We start from the raw sequence: 19,603 nt of genomic DNA on the forward strand, positions 1-19,603 counted from the left end.
ACGCCCGGTTACATTCCGAACCCGGAAGCTAAGCCTTTCAGCGCCGATGGTACTGCAGGGGGGACCCTGTGGGAGAGTAGGACGCCGCCGAACAACCCGCCCTTTTAGCTCAGTCGGTAGAGCGTCTCCATGGTAAGGAGAAGGTCAACGGTTCGATTCCGTTAAAGGGCTCCAAACAGAAAAGCCCCCGCCACTCGGCGGGGGCTTTTTTGCGTTTCAGGGCCGGACCGGCTGTTGTCAGTAGTAGCCCTTCTCGCCGTCCAGGAGCTCGCGTATGGCGTCCATGTGGCCGGCATGGCGGGCGGTTTCCTCGATCATGTGGAGCAGGACCCAGCGCACCGAGGCGGCGCCGGCCTTGTATGCGGTGTTCCGGCCCGTGTCGTCCAGCGAGAGCGAGGCCAGGATCTCGTTCGACACCGCGCACTGGCGGTCGTACTCCTCCAGCAGCCGGCTCAGGGGGATGCCGTCGACCTGCATGTCCGCGCCCTCGCCGTCCGCGAACTGCGGGTTCGGGGCGGACGGGCGGTCCAGGAGCATGACCTCGAACCAGCAGTGCTCCACCCAGCGCATATGGGAGACCAGGCCCGCCGCCGTCATCAGCGGGGAGGACGGCAGGACCGGGCGGTGGGCGTCGGCCTCGGAAAGGCCCTCGCACTTCCAGTGGATGATCGAACGCTGCATGTCGAGCCAGCCCAGCAGCTGGGTGCGTTCGTCGGCGGTGTAATCGGGGCGGGTACGGGGAGTCGGCATGGGCGCCGAGGCTAGCCCAGACCGGTGCTCCCCGCACCGGGATTAATCGCCGACCCGCGGATGCGGGACGCGGAAGGCCAGGATGGCCATGTCGTCCGAGGCGGGTTCGGCGGCGAAGCGTTCCACCGCCCGCAGCACACGGGAGGCCACCGCGCCGGCGGTGAGGCCCGTACAGGTCGTGAGGACCTCCGTGAGGCCGTCGTCGCCCAGCATGCGGCTGCCCTCGCGGCGTTCGGTGACGCCGTCCGTGACGCAGAGCAGGACATCGCCCGGGTCGAGGGTGAGGGTCTGCTCGTAGAGGTCCAGGTCCTCGATGACGCCCAGCAGGGGCTGCGGGTCCGCGGCCGGGTCGACCTCGCCGTTCGGGCGCAGGCGCAGCGGCAGTGGGTGGCCCGCGCAGACCACCTTCATCAGGGCGCCGCCGTCGGGCTGCGGGTGCAGTTCGCCGTAGAGGAGGGTGAGGAAGCGGCTGCGGGCGCCCTCGTCGAGGATGGCCGCGTTCAGCCGTTCCAGGACGGCCGGGCCGCCCAGGCCCTCGCGGGCCAGGAGCCGCAGGGCGTGCCGGGCGAGGCCGGTGACGGCGGCGGCCTCGGGGCCGGTGCCGCAGACGTCGCCGATGGCGAAGCCGTACGCGCCGTCGCGGATCGGGAAGACGTCGTAGAAGTCGCCGCCGACCTCGTTGCCCTCGCCCGCCGCGCGGTAGATGACCTCGACCTCCATGCCGGGAATCGCGGGGGAGCCGGGCGGGAGCAGGCTGCGCTGGAGGGAGCGGCTGATGGCGGTGCGCTCGGAGTACAGGCGGGCGTTGTCGAGTGCGAGGGCGGCCCTGCGGGACAGGTCCTCGGCCAGTTCCAGGATCTCCTGGCGGAAGTGCTCCTCGCGCGGCTTGCCGAGGGTGAGCAGGCCGATCACGCGGTTGCGGGCGAGGAGGGGCAGGATCACCGTCTCGCCGCCGACCGCGAGCGCGGCGTCGGGCCACGGGCGGGCGCCGGCCTCGCGGACCGGGTCGGGCGGGCTGACCCGGGAGAGCAGGTCCTTGAGCCCGTCGATGCGGTCCTCGTCCTCGTGCAGTACGTAGGAGAGGTACGGGTCGGAGGACTGGTCGGCGATGGTGTAGACGGCGCACCAGGTGGCGAGCGTGGGGACGGTCATCTGCGCCATGAGGGCGAGGGTCTGGTCCCGGTCCAGGGTGCCGGCCAGCAGGTCGGAGGCTTCGACGAGGAAGGACAGCGAGCCGCGGCGCAGGCGCTCCAGCTCGCCGAGGCGGGCGGACTCCACGGCGAGGGCGATGCGGTCGGCGGCGAACTGGAGGTGCAGCGCCTCCTCGTTGGTGTACCGGTCGGGGGCTTCGGCGGCGACGCCGAGGGAGCCGGTGAGGCGGCCCTCCACCTTGAGGGGGACGGTGACCGCGGAGCGCATGCCGGTGCTCTCCAGCAGCGGGACGGCGCCGGGGAGGGCGACGAGGTCGTCGTGGACGGCGGGGAGCCGGGCCGATCCGTAGCGGTTGGCGCCGGCTTCGACGGGCACGCGGGCGAAGCGCTGGCGGGTGGAGGGCAGGCCGGTGGTCGCGCGGACCTCCAGCTCGGTCTCGTCGTCGGTGGCGAGCAGCAGGAAGGCGGCGTCGGCGTCGAGGAGGTCCCGGGCCCGTTCGACGGTGCGCTGGAGCAGGCCGTCGAGGTCGTCGGGGGCGGGGGAGCCGATGAAGACCTCGAAGGGGTCCGCGGGGCGGGGCTCGGTGAGGGCGCCGCTGTCGGTGGCGGGGACCCGTACCGGGGTCTGGAGGAGGGCGCGCTCGTCGTCGTGGACCAGGAGGCACACGGTGGACGGCTCGCCGTGGGCATCGCGGACCCGCAGGTGGGAGGCGTAGACGGGGATGACGCGGCCGTCGGCGCCGCGGACGCCGTAGCTGCCCTCCCAGCGGGACAGGCGCAGGGCCTCGGCGATGCCGGTGCCGGTGCCGGGGGTCTGCGGCCAGGCGGCCAGCTCGGCGAGGGGGCGGCCGAGGGCCTTCTCCGCCGGGTATCCGAAGATGTGCTCGGCGTCGTCGTTCCAGGCGGAGACGGCGTCGGCGGAGTCGATCTGGAGGACGGCGACGCGGACCCGGCTGTCGGCCAGCGGCAGCAGCCGGTCGGGGACGACGGGGCCCGCGGAGCGGGTGCCGACCGGGCGGTCGGGGAGGTCGAGGCGGAACCAGACGTGCTTGTGCGTGGCGGTGTACTCGACGCCCCAGCGGGTGGCGAGGGCCGCGCACAGCATCAGCCCGCGGCCGTTCTCGCGGTCGGGGTCGGCGTACGGGCTGTCGCCGGGGTGCCGCAGCGGCAGTTCGCGCTCCGGGTAGCGGTCGGCGACCTCGACGCGGACGCCGTCCTCGGTGCGCAGGCACAGCACTTCGGCGCTGGTCCCGGCGTGGACCACCGCATTGGTGACGAGCTCGCTGGTCAGGACCACGGCGTCGTCGACGATGTCCGCGAACCCCCAGCCCTGCAGGGTGTCGCGGACGAACGCGCGGGCCGCGGCGACCGAGCGCCCGAGGGGATCGAAGCTGGCCGCCGCCCGTGCCGTGATCACGAGTCTCCTTCGACGCGGTTGGACATCGGATGCCAGGTTACTTACCTTCACGGGCGGCATGGTGCCGTCGTCGGGGAATCCACCCGCAGGGTACGGCGGGTATGCGATGGTGCCGAAGTGTTATGGCCGGGTTCGGCCAGGGTGAAACACTGGGCAGGCTTGGAGTGCCGGCTCGCGAGGAGTCGGCGTCCGGTGGAACAGCGGTCGACCCTTTCGGGAGGGACACGGTGGAGTCTGGCGCAGCGGTGCGGCGTACGGGGACGCGGCCCAAGGGCGGGCGTTCCCGGCGCGGCGGGACGACGGAGGTCGATACCGCCGCGCTGAACCGGCTGCTCACGGCCCTGGTGTCGATGCGGGACGGGAACTTCCGCAAGCGGCTGACGGTGTCCGGCGAGGGCGTGATGGCGGAGATCGCCGCCGTCTACAACGAGGTCGCCGACCGGAATCTGCATCTGACCGGGGAGCTGTCCCGGGTCCGGCGGACGGTGGGCAGGGAGGGCAAGCTCAGCGAACGGCTGGAAACGGGCGCCTGCGAGGGCTCCTGGGCGGCGGCGATCGACGCCTCGAACCAGCTGGTGGACGATCTGGCCCGGCCGGTGTCCGAGGTGGGCCGGGTGCTGTCGGCGGTGGCCGAGGGCGATCTCGACCAGCGGATGGACCTGCGGACGCAGACCGCCGACGGGGCGGGGCATCCGCTGCGCGGCGAGTTCCTGCGGGTCGGGCGGACGGTCAACAACCTGGTCGACCAGCTGTCCGCGTTCACCGACGAGGTGACGCGGGTGGCGCTGGAGGTGGGCACCGAGGGCAAGCTCGGCGGTCAGGCCCAGGTGCGGGGGATGTCCGGTTCCTGGAAGGACCTGACCGACTCCGTCAACACGATGGCGTACCGGCTCACCGCCCAGGTGCGTGACATCGCTCTCGTGACCACGGCGGTCGCGAAGGGCGATCTGTCGCGCAAGGTCACGGTGCATGTGGCCGGCGAGATGCTCCAGCTGAAGAACACCGTGAACACGATGGTGGACCAGCTGTCGTCGTTCTCCTCCGAGGTGACGCGGGTCGCCCGCGAGGTGGGTACGGAGGGCGAGCTGGGCGGCCAGGCGAAGGTGCCCGGGGTCGCCGGTGTGTGGAAGGACCTGACGGACTCGGTCAACACCATGGCCGGGAACCTGACGGCCCAGGTGCGCGGGATCGCGCAGGTGACGACGGCGGTCGCGAACGGTGACCTGTCGCAGAAGGTACGGGTCAGCGCGCGCGGCGAGGTGGCGCAGCTGGCCGAAACGATCAACCAGATGACCGAGACCCTGCGGACCTTCGCGGACGAGGTCACGCGCGTGGCCAGCGAGGTCGGGGCCAAGGGCACGCTGGGCGGCCAGGCGCAGGTGCCGGGGGCCGCGGGGACCTGGAAGGACCTCACCGACTCGGTGAACACGGTCTTCCGGAACCTGACCACGCAGGTGCGGGACATCGCGCAGGTGACGACTGCGGTGGCCAACGGCGATCTCTCGCAGAAGGTCACCGTCGATGTGGCCGGCGAGATGCTGGAGCTCAAGAACACCGTCAACACGATGGTGGACCAGCTCCAGTCCTTCGGTTCGGAAGTGACGCGGGTGGCCCGTGAGGTCGGCGTCGAGGGCGAGCTGGGCGGTCAGGCCCAGGTGCCCGGGGCGGCCGGTACGTGGAAGGACCTCACCGACTCGGTGAACACCGCCTTCCGCAACCTCACCGGCCAGGTCCGCAATATCGCGCAGGTGACCACGGCGGTGGCCAACGGCGATCTGTCGCAGAAGGTCACGGTGGACGTCTCGGGCGAGATGCTCCAGCTCAAGAACACCGTGAACACGATGGTGGACCAGCTGTCCTCCTTCGCCGACCAGGTCACGCGCATGGCCCGCGACGTGGGTACGGAGGGCCGCCTCGGCGGCCAGGCCCGGGTGGAGGGGGTTTCCGGGACCTGGAAGGAGCTGACCGACTCCGTCAACTTCATGGCCGGGAACCTCACGTCCCAGGTGCGCCAGATCGCCCAGGTGACCACGGCGGTGGCCCGGGGCGATCTCTCCCAGAAGATCGACGTGGACGCCCGGGGCGAGATCCTGGAGCTCAAGAACACCATCAACACAATGGTCGACCAGCTCTCGGCCTTCGCCGAGCAGGTCACCCGGGTGGCCCGGGACGTGGGTACGGAGGGCCGCCTCGGCGGTCAGGCGCAGGTGCCCGGCGTGGCCGGTGTCTGGCGGGACCTGACCGATTCGGTGAACGGCATGGCCGGGAACCTGACCTCCCAGGTGCGCAATATCGCGCAGGTCGCGACGGCCGTGGCGCGCGGTGACCTGTCGCAGAAGATCGACGTGGACGCCCGGGGCGAGATCCTGGAGCTCAAGAACACCCTGAACACGATGGTCGACCAGCTGTCGAACTTCGCGGAGCAGGTGACCCGGGTGGCCCGTGAGGTGGGTACCGAGGGCATCCTGGGCGGCCAGGCCGAGGTGAAGGGCGTCTCCGGCACCTGGAAGGACCTCACCAAGTCCGTCAACTTCATGGCGAACAACCTGACGTCCCAGGTGCGCAACATCGCCGAGGTGACCACGGCGGTGGCCACCGGAGACCTCTCCAAGAAGATCACCGTCGACGCCAAGGGCGAGATCCTCGAACTGGTCACCACCGTGAACACGATGGTCGACCAGCTGTCCTCCTTCGCGGAGCAGGTGACGCGCGTGGCCCGTGAGGTGGGCTCCGAGGGCATCCTCGGCGGTCAGGCCCGGGTGCGCGGGGTCACGGGCATCTGGAAGGACCTGACCGACAACGTCAACCTGATGGCCAACAACCTGACCTCGCAGGTGCGCAACATCTCGCAGGTCTCGGCGGCGGTCGCCAACGGCGACCTGACCAAGAAGGTCACCGTCGAGGCGCGCGGCGAGGTCGCGCAGCTCGCCGACACCGTCAACACGATGGTGAAGACCCTGTCGTCCTTCGCCGACGAGGTGACGCGCGTGGCGCGCGAGGTGGGTACGGAGGGCCGCCTCGGCGGTCAGGCCCACGTGCCCGGGGTCTCGGGGACGTGGAAGGACCTCACCGACTCGGTGAACTTCATGGCCTCGAACCTCACCGGCCAGGTGCGGCAGATCGCCATGGTCACGACCGCCATCGCCAAGGGCGACATGACCAAGAAGATCGACATCGACGCGCGCGGGGAGATCCTGGAGCTCAAGACGACCATCAACACGATGGTCGACCAGCTGTCCTCCTTCGCCGACCAGGTGACCCGGGTGGCCCGCGAGGTGGGCACCGAGGGCATCCTCGGCGGCCAGGCGCGGGTCCGCGACGTGGACGGCACCTGGCGGGACCTCACCGAGTCCGTGAACGAGATGGCCGGGAACCTGACCCGGCAGGTGCGCGCGATCGCGGCGGTGGCCACCGCGGTGACCCGGGGCGATCTCAGCCTCAAGGTCGACGTGGACGCGGCGGGCGAGATCCAGGTCCTCCAGGACAACATCAACACGATGATCGTCAACCTGCGCGACACCACCCTGGCCAACAAGGAGCAGGACTGGCTCAAGGGCAACCTGGCCCGGATCTCCGCCCTGATGCAGGGCCGCCGCGACCTGGACGACGTGGCCTCGCTGATCATGAGCGAGCTGACCCCGGTGGTCTCCGCGCAGCACGGCGCCTTCTTCCTGGCCGTACCGGCCGGGGGCACCACCGAGATCGGGACGGAAGGGGGCGCGGACGGCTCGTACGAGCTGCGGATGCGCGGCAGCTACGCCTACGCGGGCGGCCAGATGCCGATCTCCTTCCGGCCGGGGGAGGGGCTGATCGGGGCGGTCGCCGAGGAGAAGCGGACGATCCTCGTCGAGAACACCCCGCCCGGCTACCTCAAGATCTCCTCGGGTCTGGGCGAGGCCCCGCCGGCGCATGTGATCGTGCTGCCGGTGCTCTTCGAGGGGACGCTGCTCGGCGTGATCGAGCTGGCCTCCTTCACCCCCTTCACGCAGATCCAGAAGGACTTCCTCAGCCAGATCGCCGAGATGATCGGTACGAGCGTCAACACCATCAGCGTCAACTCCAAGACGGAGATGCTGCTCAAGCAGTCGCAGGAGATGACTGAGCAGCTGCGCGAGCGCTCCGACGAGCTGGAGAACCGGCAGAAGGCCCTGCAGGCCGCCAACGCGGAGCTGGAGGAGAAGGCCGAGCTGCTGGCCCAGCAGAACCGGGACATCGAGGTGAAGAACACCGAGATCGAGGAGGCCCGGCAGGTCCTGGAGGAGCGCGCCGAGCAGCTTGCGGTCTCGATGCGCTACAAGTCCGAGTTCCTGGCGAACATGTCGCACGAGCTGCGCACCCCGCTCAACTCGCTGCTGATCCTGGCCAAGCTGCTCGCGGACAACGCGGACGAGAACCTGTCGCCGAAGCAGGTGGAGTTCGCCGAGACGATCCACGGGGCCGGTTCCGACCTGCTCCAGCTGATCAACGACATCCTGGACCTGTCGAAGGTCGAGGCCGGGAAGATGGACGTCTCCCCGACCCGGATCGCGCTGGTGCAGCTCGTGGACTACGTGGAGGCGACCTTCCGGCCGCTGACGGCGGAGAAGGGCCTGGACTTCTCGGTGCGGGTCTCGCCGGAGCTGCCGGCCACGCTGCACACCGACGAGCAGCGGCTGCTGCAGGTGCTGCGCAATCTGCTGTCGAACGCGGTGAAGTTCACCGACGGCGGGGCCGTGGAGCTGGTGATCCGCCCGGCCGGTGCGGACGTGCCGACGGCGATCCGGGAGCAGCTGCTGGAGGCCGGTTCGCTGCGGGAGGCGGACGCGGACCTGATCGCCTTCTCGGTGACCGACACCGGCATCGGGATCGCGGAGAGCAAGATGCTCGTGATCTTCGAGGCGTTCAAGCAGGCGGACGGTACGACGAGCCGCAAGTACGGCGGCACCGGGCTCGGGCTGTCCATCAGCCGGGAGATCGCCCGGCTGCTGGGCGGTGAGATCCACGCGGCCAGCGAGCCCGGCCGCGGCTCCACCTTCACGCTGTACCTGCCGCTGCACCCGAGCGAGCTGCCGCCGCAGGGGTACGCGCCCCCCACCCCCGGCGGCGGCCGCGGCGAGCTGTACCGCCGCTCGCTGGACGGGGCGCAGCCCGGGCTGCCGATGCTCCCGGCCGGGCCCTCGGCCGTACCGGCGGCTCCGGCCCCGCCCGCCCGGGCGACGGCGGTGGAGACGGCCGGGCCGGGGCAGGGCGGATCCGGGCAGGGCGGCGGCGCGCTGTTCCGGCGGCGGCGCAAGCCGCTGAGCGACCTGGAACCGCGTACGGCCGTGCCGGGGCAGCCGAGTCCGGCGGGGGCCGAGGACGGGTGGGACAGCGGGCAGGAGGAGCTGCCGGTGCCGCCGCGGACCTACGACTTCCACGGCGAGCGGGTGCTCATCGTGGACGACGACGTCCGCAACGTCTTCGCGCTCACCAGCGTCCTGGAACAGCACGGGCTGGCCGTGCTGTACGCGGAGAACGGGCGGGAGGGCATCGAGGTCCTGGAGCAGCACGAGGATGTGACGCTCGTCCTGATGGACATCATGATGCCGGAGATGGACGGCTACGCCACGACCTCCGCGATCCGGCGGATGCCGCAGTTCGCGGGGCTGCCGATCATCGCGCTGACGGCCAAGGCGATGAAGGGGGACAAGGAGAAGGCCATCGACTCCGGGGCCTCCGACTACGTCACCAAGCCGGTCGACCCGGACCACCTGTTGTCGGTGATGGAGCAGTGGATGCGGGGCAAGTGAGCGAGGGGGAGCGGAAGGGGACCGTATGCCGGTGCACGGGGGGCGCGAAAGTGCGCAACCATGGCAAACGGGGAACCTTCCGCCCTCGCGCGACGTTTCCGCTTCGTGCACAGTGACATCTCGGTGACAGGGTGTGGCGATGTCGCGACTGGGGCTACGATGACCGGCACAAGGACGGACGGCGCACGGGTGCCGTTCTCCGGGACGGGTCCCGGCAGCCGGGCCGGAGCCAGGAGCCGGGGAGGCCCCGTGCCGGGGCGAGGAGGACAGGGCATGGTGCAGAAGGCCAAGATCCTCCTGGTCGACGACCGGCCGGAGAATCTGCTGGCGCTGGAGGCCATCCTCTCCGCGCTCGATCAGACACTGGTCCGGGCGTCGTCGGGGGAGGAAGCGCTCAAGGCGCTGCTGACGGACGATTTCGCGGTCATCCTGCTGGATGTCCAGATGCCGGGCATGGACGGTTTCGAGACCGCCGCGCACATCAAGCGGCGTGAGCGGACCAGGGACATCCCGATCATCTTCCTCACCGCGATCAACCACGGTCCGCACCACACCTTCCGCGGTTACGCGGCGGGTGCGGTGGACTACATCTCCAAGCCCTTCGACCCGTGGGTGCTGCGGGCCAAGGTCTCGGTGTTCGTGGAGCTCTACACGAAGAACTGCCAACTGCGCGAGCAGGCGGGCCTGTTGCGCCTCCAGCTGGAGGGCGGCGGCGCCAACGGCGTGGACGCGGGCAAGGAGACGGCCGGGTTGCTGGCCGAGCTCTCCGCGCGGCTGGCCGCCGTGGAGGAGCAGGCGGAGGCCCTGACGAAGCAGCTCGGCGAGGACGCGGCCGACGCGGGCGTGGTGGCCACCGCGGCCCATCTGGAGCGCAAGCTCACCGGGCTGCGCCGGGCGCTCGACGCCCTGGAGCCGGGGACGGCCGGCGGGGCCCCGGTCCTGCCCGCGCAGAACTGACCCCGCGTACCGGCGGCCTGGCGGAGCGTCGTGGCCTGGCGGAGCGTCAAAGAGGGCGCGGAGACGGCGACACGAACGGGTGAAGGGGTGGGCACGCGTGTCCACCGGCGCGCGCACCGGTAACCTCGGGCGCATGGCCTCTCGTACGTCCGGTAAGGGTTCCCCGAGCGCCGCGGGCGCCGCGAAGGGCCGCACCGGCCGTACGGCGGCGCCGGCGAAGAAGGCGGCCCCCGCCCGCAAGCCCCCCGCGAAGAAGGCGGCGCCCGCGCGGCGCGCGCCGGTCAAGAAGGTCGCGGCCAGGCCCGCGCCGTCCCCGACGGGCGGTGTGGTGCGGCTGGTGCGCGCGGTGTGGCTGGGCTGCGCGCACGCGGTCGGCGCCGTCTTCCGCGGCATCGGTCACGGCGCGAAGAACCTGGACCCCGCCCACCGCAAGGACGGCCTCGCGCTGCTGCTGCTGGCGCTCGCGCTGATCGTGGCCGCCGGGACCTGGTCGAACCTGAGCGGACCCGTCGGGGATCTGGTCACCATGCTGGTCACCGGTGCCTTCGGCCGACTGGATCTGCTCGTACCGGTACTGCTCGGTGTCATGGCCGTGCGTTTCATCCGCCACCCCGAGCAGGCCGACGCCAACGGCCGGATCGGCGTCGGGCTCTCCGCCCTCGCCATCGGCGTGCTGGGCCTGGTCCACATCGCCTGCGGGGCTCCCGGCCGGGACGAGGGCACCACCGCCATGCAGGACGCCGGCGGGCTCATCGGCTGGGCCGCCTCCAAGCCGCTGATCTTCAGCATGGGCGCCCCGCTGGCCGTGCCGATGCTGGTGCTGCTCACCGTCTTCGGGCTGCTCGTGGTCACCGCGACCCCGGTCAACGCGATCCCGCAGCGGCTGCGCCGGCTCGGCATCCGGCTCGGGGTCATCGCCCCGAACGAGTACGACGAGGGCTACGGGGAGGCCGAGGCCGGCCCGGCCGGGCGGCACGACCCCGAGCAGTGGCGGGCCCGCGGCGGGGCCGGACCGGACTCCGGCGACCCGGAGAGCGCCGCCGAGGAGGAGGCGCTGGCCCGGCGGCGCAGGCCGCGCAGGTCCGCCGCCCGGCCCGCGATGGACCGGGAGATGGACGCCGTCGACGTGGCCGCCGCGGCCGCCGCCGCGCTGGACGGCGCGGTCTACGGGGGCATGCCGCCCTCCCCGCTGGTCGCGGACCTCACCCAGGGCATCGGCGGCGAGCGCGAGGGGGCGGAGCACACCACTCCGGTGCCGGCCGCCCGGCCCGCCCGCGCCGCCAAGGCAGCCGCACCCGCGCGCCCGGCGGCGCCCGGCCGGCCCGCGGAAGCCCCCGCGGAGAGCCCGGCGGAGGCCACCGCCGAGCAGCCGCACGCCACCACCGCCGCGGCCTCCGGGACCCTGTCGGTGCCGGACCTCACGAAGGCCCCGCCGGAGGCCCAGCCCCTTCCGGCCCGCGCCGAGCAGCTCCAGCTGCGCGGGGACATCACGTACGCCCTGCCCTCGCTGGACCTGCTGGAGAAGGGCGGTCCGGGCAAGACCCGCAGCGCCGCCAACGACGCCGTGGTCGCCTCTCTGCGCAATGTGTTCACCGAGTTCAAGGTGGACGCCGACGTCACCGGCTTCACGCGCGGCCCGACGGTCACCCGCTACGAGGTCACCCTCGGCGCCGCCGTGAAGGTGGAGCGGATCACGGCCCTGACCAAGAACATCGCCTACGCGGTGGCCAGCCCCGACGTGCGGATCATCAGCCCGATCCCGGGCAAGTCCGCCGTCGGCATCGAGATCCCCAACACCGACCGAGAGATGGTCAACCTCGGTGACGTGCTGCGCCTCGCGGACGCCGCCGAGGACGACCACCCGATGCTCGTCGCGCTCGGCAAGGACGTCGAGGGCGGCTACGTCATGGCGAACCTCGCCAAGATGCCGCACGTGCTCGTCGCCGGCGCCACCGGCTCCGGCAAGTCCTCCTGCATCAACTGCCTGATCACCTCGATCATGGTGCGGGCCACCCCGGAGGACGTCCGGATGGTGCTCGTCGACCCCAAGCGGGTGGAGCTGACGGCCTACGAGGGCATCCCGCACCTGATCACGCCGATCATCACCAACCCCAAGCGGGCCGCCGAGGCCCTGCAGTGGGTCGTGCGCGAGATGGACCTGCGCTACGACGACCTGGCCGCCTTCGGCTTCCGGCACATCGACGACTTCAACCGGGCCATCCGGGACGGCAAGATCAAACTGCCGCCGGGCAGCGAGCGGGAGCTCAGCCCCTACCCGTACCTGCTGGTCATCGTCGACGAGCTCGCGGACCTGATGATGGTGGCCCCGCGCGACGTCGAGGACTCGATCGTCCGCATCACCCAGCTGGCCCGCGCGGCCGGCATCCACCTGGTGCTCGCCACCCAGCGGCCCTCCGTGGACGTGGTCACCGGCCTGATCAAGGCGAACGTGCCCTCGCGCCTGGCCTTCGCCACCTCCTCGCTCGCGGACAGCCGGGTCATCCTCGACCAGCCGGGCGCGGAGAAGCTGATCGGCAAGGGCGACGGGCTGTTCCTGCCGATGGGCGCGAACAAGCCCGTCCGCCTCCAGGGCGCCTTCGTCACCGAGGACGAGATCGCCGGGATCGTCCAGCACTGCAAGGACCAGATGGCGCCCGTCTTCCGGGACGACGTCACCGTCGGGCAGAAGCAGAAGAAGGAGATCGACGAGGAGATCGGCGACGACCTGGACCTGCTGTGCCAGGCGGCGGAGCTGGTGGTGACCACGCAGTTCGGCTCCACCTCGATGCTCCAGCGCAAGCTGCGGGTGGGCTTCGCGAAGGCCGGACGGCTCATGGACCTGATGGAGTCGCGGGGGATCGTCGGGCCCAGCGAGGGCTCGAAGGCACGCGACGTCCTGCTCAAGGCGGACGAGCTGGACGGGGTGCTCGCGGTCATCCGCGGCGAGACGGATTCGTAGCCGAATCGCGGGCAACCGTTTCCCTTGGGGCCGCGTCAAGTTGAAGGGAGGGAGCGGCCCCGCGCACGACCCGCGTACGGCGTCGGGCCGCCACGCCGGAGGGGAACTCCCGGCGCCATTCGTATGGCGTAGGAAGAGCACCCTCCGGTTGCTCCACCCTTTCGTACCCCCCCTAGACTGGACATCCAGCAGGTGGCTACACGCTCGAAAGGCGCCCTTGTGTCCATCGGCAACGCCAACTCCCCCGAAGACGAGCGTCCTTCGACCGACGACCGGTCCGAGGACCGGCTCGTCGAACGTTCCGTCGATGAGCCGTCCATCGGGACGGCCCTCAAGAAGGCCCGGATCGCCGCCGGGCTCACCGTCGACGAGGTCAGTTCCACCACCCGCGTGCGCATCCCCATCGTGCACGCGATCGAGGAGGACGACTTCACGCGCTGCGGCGGCGACGTGTACGCCCGCGGCCACATCCGCACCCTCGCCCGCGCCGTCGACCTCGATCCGGGCCCGCTGGTCGAGAGCTACGACGCGGCCCACGGCGGGCGGCCCGCCCCCACCCCCGCCGCGCCGATGTTCGAGGCCGAGCGCATCCGGCCCGAGCGGCAGCGGCCCAACTGGACCGCCGCCATGGTGGCGGCCATCGTCGCCGTGATCGGCTTCGTCGGCTTCACCGCGTTCAGCGGCGGCGGCGAGACCGAGAAGCGGCCGATGGCGGAAGGTTCCGCCTCGCCCAAGCCCGCGCCCAAGCAGACGGTCGCCAAGCCGCCCGCCCAGGTCCCGCAGGCACCCCAGACCCCCAAGCCCTCCGACAGCGCCATCGCGGCCGCCCCCAAGGACCTCGTCACGGTCGTCCTGACGGCCGACACCGGCGAGAGCTGGATCTCCGCGAAGGCTTCCACCGGCCGGCTGCTGTTCGACGGCACGCTCGTCCAGGGGGAGTCCAAGACCTTCACCGACAAGGAGTCCGTCGACCTCGTGCTCGGCGACGCCGGCGTCGTGAAGCTCTTCGTGAACGGCAAGGAGATCAAGGACGACTTCCGTCCCGGCCAGGTGGAACGTCTCACCTACACCAAGGAGGACCCCCTCAAGGACCAGCCGCAGGCGGGCTGACCGAGGGGCCGCCGCAGGGCGGACAGCAGGCTCCGGAGATCCCCGGGGTGCCACGGCACCCCGGGGATCTCCGCGTACGGGGACGTGCGGCGGGGGCCGACGCCGGGACGAAGTAGTCTTGAGTCCATGCCCGAACGCCGTACCGTCGCCCTTGTCACTCTTGGCTGCGCCCGTAACGAGGTGGACTCGGAGGAGCTCGCAGGCCGCCTGGCGGCGGATGGCTGGGAGCTCGTCGAGGACGCCGCCGACGCGGATGTGGCCGTCGTCAACACCTGCGGCTTCGTCGAAGCCGCCAAGAAGGACTCCGTAGACGCCCTCCTGGAAGCCAACGATCTCAAGGATCACGGCCGGACCCAGGCCGTCGTCGCGGTCGGCTGCATGGCCGAGCGCTACGGAAAGGAGCTCGCCGACGCCCTCCCCGAGGCCGACGGGGTCCTCGGTTTCGACGACTACGCCGACATCTCCGGCCGCCTCCAGACCATCCTCAGCGGTGGCAGCGTCGAGGCCCACGCCCCGCGCGACCGCCGCCAGCTGCTGCCGATCAGCCCCGCCGAGCGGCAGAGCGCCGCCGTCGCCCTGCCCGGACACGCCCAGGGACCCGCCGAGGAGCCCGCTGAGGCGCCCGCGGACCTGCCCGAGGGTGTCGCGCCCGCCTCCGGGCCGCGCGCGCCCCTGCGCCGCCGCCTGGACAACAGCCCGGTGGCCTCGGTCAAGCTGGCCTCCGGCTGCGACCGCCGCTGCTCCTTCTGCGCCATCCCGTCCTTCCGCGGGTCCTTCATCTCCCGCCGCCCCTCCGACGTACTGGGCGAGACCCGCTGGCTGGCCGAGCAGGGCGTCAAGGAGATCATGCTGGTCTCCGAGAACAACACCTCCTACGGCAAGGACCTCGGGGACATCCGGCTGCTGGAGACCCTGCTGCCCGAGCTGGCCGCCGTGGACGGCATCGAGCGCGTGCGCGTCAGCTACCTCCAGCCCGCCGAGATGCGGCCGGGCCTGATCGACGTACTCACCTCCACCCCCAAGGTCGTGCCGTACTTCGACCTGTCCTTCCAGCACTCCGCGCCCGACGTGCTGCGCGCCATGCGCCGCTTCGGTGACACCGACCGCTTCCTGGAGCTGCTGGACACCATCCGCTCCAAGGCCCCGCAGGCCGGCGTCCGCTCCAACTTCATCGTCGGCTTCCCCGGCGAGACGGAGGCCGACTTCGCCGAGCTGGAGCGTTTCCTCACCCACGCCCGCCTGGACGCCATCGGCGTCTTCGGCTACTCCGACGAGGACGGCACCGAGGCCGTCACCTACGAGAACAAGCTGGACGAGGAGACCATCGCCGCCCGCCTGGCCCATATGCAGCGGCTCGCCGAGGAGCTGACCACGCAGCGCGCCGAGGAGCGGATCGGGGAGACCCTGGAGGTACTCGTCGAGACGGTCGTGCCGCTGGACGAGGCCGAGGAGGGCGAGGGTGCCTACGGGCGCGCCGCCCACCAGGCCCCCGAGACCGACGGCCAGGTCGTCTTCACGGACGGCGCGGGCCTGGTCCCCGGGCGTATCGTCACGGCGAAGGTCGTCGGCACGCTGGGCGTGGACCTGGTGGCCGAGCCCCTGGACCTGGACTTCGAGGAGGCGGCCGGATGACCGGAGTCCCGGCATCGACGGCGGGCGGGACCGGCCGCCGGCCCGTTCCCGGCGCGAAGCTGGGGGCCGCGGCCGTCGATCAGGCCAGCCTGTGGAACATCGCCAACATCCTGACGATGGTCCGGCTCGTCCTCGTGCCGGGATTCGTCCTCCTGCTGCTCGCCGACGGGGGCTACAACCCCGTCTGGCGGGCCTGGGCGTGGGCGGCCTTCGCCGTGGCCATGATCACGGACATCTTCGACGGGCACCTGGCCCGGACGTACAACCTGGTCACGGACTTCGGCAAGATCGCCGATCCCATCGCCGACAAGGCGATCATGGGGTCGGCGCTCATCTGTCTGTCCTGGCTGGGTGATCTCCCCTGGTGGGTGACCGGGGTGATCCTCGGGCGGGAGCTGGGGATCACGCTGATGCGCTTCTGGGTCATCCGCTACGGGGTGATTCCGGCCAGCCGCGGCGGCAAGCTCAAGACCCTGGCGCAGGGCACGGCCGTGGGCATGTACGTGCTCGCGCTCACCGGGCCGCTGGCCACCTTCCGCTTCTGGGTGATGGCGGTCGCTGTCGTGCTGACCGTGGTCACCGGTTTGGATTACATCCGGCAGGCCGTCGTGCTGCGCCGCCAGGGCCTGGCCGCGGAGCGGGCCGCCCGGTGACCGACGAGGGGGCGGCCGGAGCGGCGGCCGAGGTGCTGCGGCTGCTCGCGGAGCGTGACCAGACGCTCGCGGTGGCGGAATCCCTGACCGGCGGGATGGTGGCGGCCGACCTCACGGCCGTACCCGGTGCTTCTCGGTCGTTCCGCGGATCGGTCACGGCCTACGCCACGGAGGTCAAGCATGCGGTGCTCGGCGTGGACGCCGCGCTGCTGCGGGCCGAGGGCGCGGTGAACGCGCAGGTCGCGGCCGAGATGGCAGCCGGGGTGCGGCGCGTGATGGGCGCTTCGTGGGGAATCGCGACCACGGGCGTGGCCGGTCCGGACCCGCAGGACGGGCAGCCGGTGGGGACGGTTTTCGTCGCGGTGGACGGTCCGGCGGGCAGGAAAACGGCCCGGCTGAGGTTGAACGGCTCCCGGACGGAAATTCGTAGGGAGAGTGCACGCACAGTGCTCGGGCTTCTCGCGGACCAACTCCGGGAGAATGCGCGGAGGCAGGATACGGAACAGAACGGGGGGATTTGATGTTTGCAGCCCTGAGTGAACACGACATCGCTCCCCGCACGGCCGCGGCGCGAGGCGGTACGGTGGGGCGTGAAGGATGCGGCTACACGGTCAGAGGAGGGAGCCACCGATGATTCTGCTCCGTCGCCTGCTGGGTGACGTGCTGCGTCGGCAGCGCCAGCGCCAGGGCCGTACTCTGCGCGAAGTCTCCTCGTCGGCCCGAGTCTCGCTCGGCTATCTCTCCGAGGTGGAGCGGGGGCAGAAGGAGGCATCCTCCGAGCTGCTCTCCGCGATCTGCGACGCGTTGGACGTACGGATGTCCGAGCTGATGCGCGAAGTCAGTGACGAACTGTCGCTGGCCGAGCTGGCACAGTCGGCCGCGGCAAGCGAACCGGTCGGCGTACCGGTCCGCCCGATGCTCAATTCGGTATCCATGGCTTCGGTCGCGGGTCCGGAGCGGGTGACCATCAAGGCGCCTGCGGAAGCGGTGAATGTCGTAGCCGCGTGAGTGAGCACGTGCGTGTTCGAGTGTGGCCGGAGCCCCGGCCGGTGTGACCCACCGGCCGGGGCTCCCGGCCGTTCTGGGTGCGGGCGCGCGGGGGGTGCGAGACGATGGGCGCGTCCGGGTCCCGGCCCCCCTGGGAGGCAGTCGGTGCGGCTGTTGCTGCGCATACCTGTGATGCCGGCCCTCGCGCTGGCGGTGGGGGCCCTGTGGTGGTGGGCCGTGCTGAGGCTGGTCCTGGTCCCGGCGGAGTCCGGGGCCGTGGAGGGCGCGGTGGCGGTCGGCGGCTGGGGGCTGGGGCTGCTGCCGGTGCACTGCGTACCGGCGCCGGTACGGAGGGCGCGGGCGCGGTGGCGGGCGGGCGGCTCCGGGGCGGAGGCGGTGGCTCCGGGCGGGGCCGGCGGGGTGGTCGCGGGGGTCACGGAAGCCGCAGGAGCTACGGGAGCCGCGGCTGCTACCAGGGCATCGACACCCCGCCGTTCGGGCGGAGGATCTGGCCCGTCATGAAGGACGAGGCGTCGCAGGCCAGGTAGAGCACGGCCCGGGCGATGTCCTCCGGCTCCCCGACGCGGCCCAGCGGGGCCAGGCGGACCATCGCGGCCTCGGTCCGCCGCTGGACCTCGTCGCCGTGGCGGGCGGTCATGGGGGTGCGGATCCATCCCGGGGCGACGGCGTTGACGCGTATGCCGTGCGGGCCGGCCTCGGTGGCGAGGGTCCGGGTCAGCTGGACCACGGCGGCCTTGGCGGCGCTGTAGCAGAGCAGGCCGGGCTGGGCGGCGTCCACGGCGCCGGAGGCCATGGTGACGATCGACCCGGGGCGGCCCGCCGCGATCATGGAGCGGGCGGCCTCCTGGCAGGTGCGCAGGACCCCCTTGAAGTTGATGTCCAGGACCCGGTCCAGGTCCTCGTCGGTGGTCTCCAGGACGGTGCTGGTGTGCATGATCCCGGCGATGGCGGCGGCGATGTCGAGGGGCCCGGCGGCGGTGACGGCGGCGCGGAGGGCGGCCCGGTCGGTGACGTCCAGGGAGTGGACCTCGGCGGTGCCGCCCGCCTTCGCGATGAGCGCGGCGGTCTCCTCCAGGCCCGGGGCGTCCCGGTCGGCGCAGTGCACGCGGGCGCCGGCCGCGGCGAGCAGGACGGCGGTGGCCCGGCCGATGCCGCCGGCGGCGCCCGTGACGAGGGCGGTGCGGCCGGTGAGGTCGTACGGGGCGTGGTGCGGGGCGGCGTACGCGGCGGGGTGCGGGGCGGGGTGCGGGGTTGCGGGTGTGGGCATGCCGGGACCGTACGACCGGATCTGACGGGCCGTCAATCGCTGTGCGGGCCGGGGTTCAGGGGGTGGGGCCGGTCTGGCAGCGGGGGCACCAGTAGGTGGGGCGGTCGTCCTGGGTGGCCTCGCGCACAGTGGTGCCGCAGCGCAGGCAGGGCCGCTGGGCCCGCCCGTACACGAACAGCTCCTGGCCGGGGCGGCGGCGGCCGGTGGTGTTGCGGCGGTGACCGGGCTCGGTGCCGCAGTTCGCGGCGAGCAGCCGGTGGGCGGCGGAAGCCAGGCGGGGCAGGTTCTCCTCGGGGAGCGCGCCGACCGGGGTCCAGGGTGTGACCTGGGCCAGGAAGCACACCTCGGCCTTGTAGATGTTGCCGATCCCGGCCAGGTTGCGCTGATCGAGCAGGGCTTCGCCGAGGGGCCGCTCGGGGTCGGCGAGCAGATTGGCGGCGGCCCGGTCGGGGTCCCAGTCCGGGCCGAGGAGGTCGGGGCCGAGATGGCCCACGGCATGCTCCTCCTCGGCGGTGCGGATCAGTTCCAGGACGGGCAGGCGGTAGCCCACGGCCGTCCGCTCGGCGGTGGCGAGGACGGCGCGGATCTCGTACTCCGGGCCGCCGTGCCACTTCTGGCCGGGCGCGAAGATCCGCCAGGAGCCGTCCATGCGGAGGTGGCTGTGCAGGGTGAGGCCCCCCTCGACCCGGTGCAGGAGGTGCTTGCCGCGCGGGGTGACGTCCAGGGTGCGGCGTCCGGTGAGGTCGGCGGTGGCGAACCGGGGGACCCGCAGGTCACTGCGGGTGAGCTCCCGGCCCGCGAGGGCCGTGTGCAGACGGGTGGCGGCCCGCCGAATGCTGTCACCTTCGGGCATACCCCTATTCTCGCCCGCAGGTGAGGGGGAGGCGGGCCGATCCGCCGCTCCGGGGGCGATGCCGACGGCTCCGGGCGG

13 protein-coding genes, 1 tRNA gene and 1 rRNA gene are annotated in these 19,603 nt (G+C 71.9%); 11 read left to right on the top strand and 4 right to left on the bottom strand.

Annotation, left to right across the window (positions count from 1 at the left end; genetic code table 11):
* Both rrf and ABZ873_RS16635 read left to right on the top strand, forming a co-directional pair.
* Positions 1–93 (top strand): 5S ribosomal RNA (gene rrf / locus ABZ873_RS16630); the annotation flags it as partial.
* 5 nt (positions 94–98) lie between these two features.
* Positions 99–174 (top strand) — tRNA-Thr (locus ABZ873_RS16635).
* A gap of 63 nt (positions 175–237) precedes the next feature.
* Here the strand turns inward: ABZ873_RS16635 and ABZ873_RS16640 are convergent.
* Both ABZ873_RS16640 and ABZ873_RS16645 read right to left on the bottom strand, forming a co-directional pair.
* Entirely contained in the window at positions 238–750 is a 513-nt protein-coding gene (locus tag ABZ873_RS16640) for a DinB family protein (RefSeq protein WP_360871634.1), read from the bottom strand.
* Positions 751–792: 42 nt separating this feature from the next.
* A complete protein-coding gene (locus ABZ873_RS16645; RefSeq protein ID WP_360871637.1) occupies positions 793–3,378 on the bottom strand; it encodes a SpoIIE family protein phosphatase in 2,586 nt (861 codons plus the stop codon).
* A 167-nt stretch (positions 3,379–3,545) separates the two neighbouring features.
* On the opposite strand from ABZ873_RS16645, the gene ABZ873_RS16650 reads away from it, so the two are divergent.
* The 9 genes from ABZ873_RS16650 to ABZ873_RS16690 all read left to right on the top strand — a co-directional run bounded on the left by ABZ873_RS16650 (position 3,546) and on the right by ABZ873_RS16690 (position 17,906).
* A complete protein-coding gene (locus ABZ873_RS16650; protein ID WP_360871640.1) occupies positions 3,546–9,086 on the top strand; it encodes a HAMP domain-containing protein in 5,541 nt (1,846 codons plus the stop codon).
* Between the two features lie 273 nt (positions 9,087–9,359).
* A complete protein-coding gene (locus ABZ873_RS16655; protein WP_360871643.1) occupies positions 9,360–10,043 on the top strand; it encodes a response regulator in 684 nt (227 codons plus the stop codon).
* Positions 10,044–10,176: 133 nt separating this feature from the next.
* A complete protein-coding gene (locus tag ABZ873_RS16660; RefSeq protein WP_360871647.1) occupies positions 10,177–13,002 on the top strand; it encodes a DNA translocase FtsK in 2,826 nt (941 codons plus the stop codon).
* Positions 13,003–13,221: 219 nt separating this feature from the next.
* Entirely contained in the window at positions 13,222–14,112 is an 891-nt protein-coding gene (locus ABZ873_RS16665; protein WP_360871650.1) for a RodZ domain-containing protein, read from the top strand.
* A gap of 126 nt (positions 14,113–14,238) precedes the next feature.
* Positions 14,239–15,744, top strand: a complete 1,506-nt coding sequence (gene rimO / locus ABZ873_RS16670) for a 30S ribosomal protein S12 methylthiotransferase RimO (RefSeq protein WP_360871653.1) — start codon at positions 14,239–14,241, stop codon at positions 15,742–15,744.
* A complete protein-coding gene (gene pgsA / locus ABZ873_RS16675) occupies positions 15,741–16,397 on the top strand; it encodes a CDP-diacylglycerol--glycerol-3-phosphate 3-phosphatidyltransferase (protein ID WP_360871656.1) in 657 nt (218 codons plus the stop codon). The genes rimO and pgsA overlap by 4 nt, the downstream gene beginning before the upstream one ends.
* Positions 16,394–16,918, top strand: a complete 525-nt coding sequence (locus ABZ873_RS16680) for a CinA family protein (protein ID WP_360871659.1) — start codon at positions 16,394–16,396, stop codon at positions 16,916–16,918. The genes pgsA and ABZ873_RS16680 overlap by 4 nt, the downstream gene beginning before the upstream one ends.
* Before the next feature lie 109 nt (positions 16,919–17,027).
* Positions 17,028–17,405, top strand: coding sequence for a helix-turn-helix transcriptional regulator (locus ABZ873_RS16685; protein WP_360871662.1), 378 nt, complete (start codon positions 17,028–17,030; stop codon positions 17,403–17,405).
* A 171-nt stretch (positions 17,406–17,576) separates the two neighbouring features.
* Positions 17,577–17,906 carry a hypothetical protein gene (locus tag ABZ873_RS16690; RefSeq protein WP_360871794.1) on the top strand — a complete coding sequence of 110 codons (330 nt, stop codon included), beginning with the start codon at positions 17,577–17,579 and terminating at the stop codon, positions 17,904–17,906.
* Here the strand turns inward: ABZ873_RS16690 and ABZ873_RS16695 are convergent.
* Complete coding sequence (locus tag ABZ873_RS16695) at positions 17,854–18,708, bottom strand: SDR family NAD(P)-dependent oxidoreductase (protein WP_360871665.1); 855 nt, start codon at positions 18,706–18,708, stop codon at positions 17,854–17,856. The two genes, ABZ873_RS16690 and ABZ873_RS16695, sit on opposite strands and share 53 nt — an antisense overlap.
* A gap of 19 nt (positions 18,709–18,727) precedes the next feature.
* The gene (locus ABZ873_RS16700) at positions 18,728–19,525 is read right to left on the bottom strand and encodes a DNA-formamidopyrimidine glycosylase family protein (protein ID WP_360871669.1); all 798 of its coding nucleotides are present in this window, start codon (positions 19,523–19,525) and stop codon (positions 18,728–18,730) included.
* Between the last annotated feature and the right edge of the window lie 78 nt (positions 19,526–19,603).

Source organism: Streptomyces sp. NPDC047014, assembly GCF_040644195.1.
Taxonomy (GTDB): Bacteria; Actinomycetota; Actinomycetes; order Streptomycetales; family Streptomycetaceae; genus Streptomyces.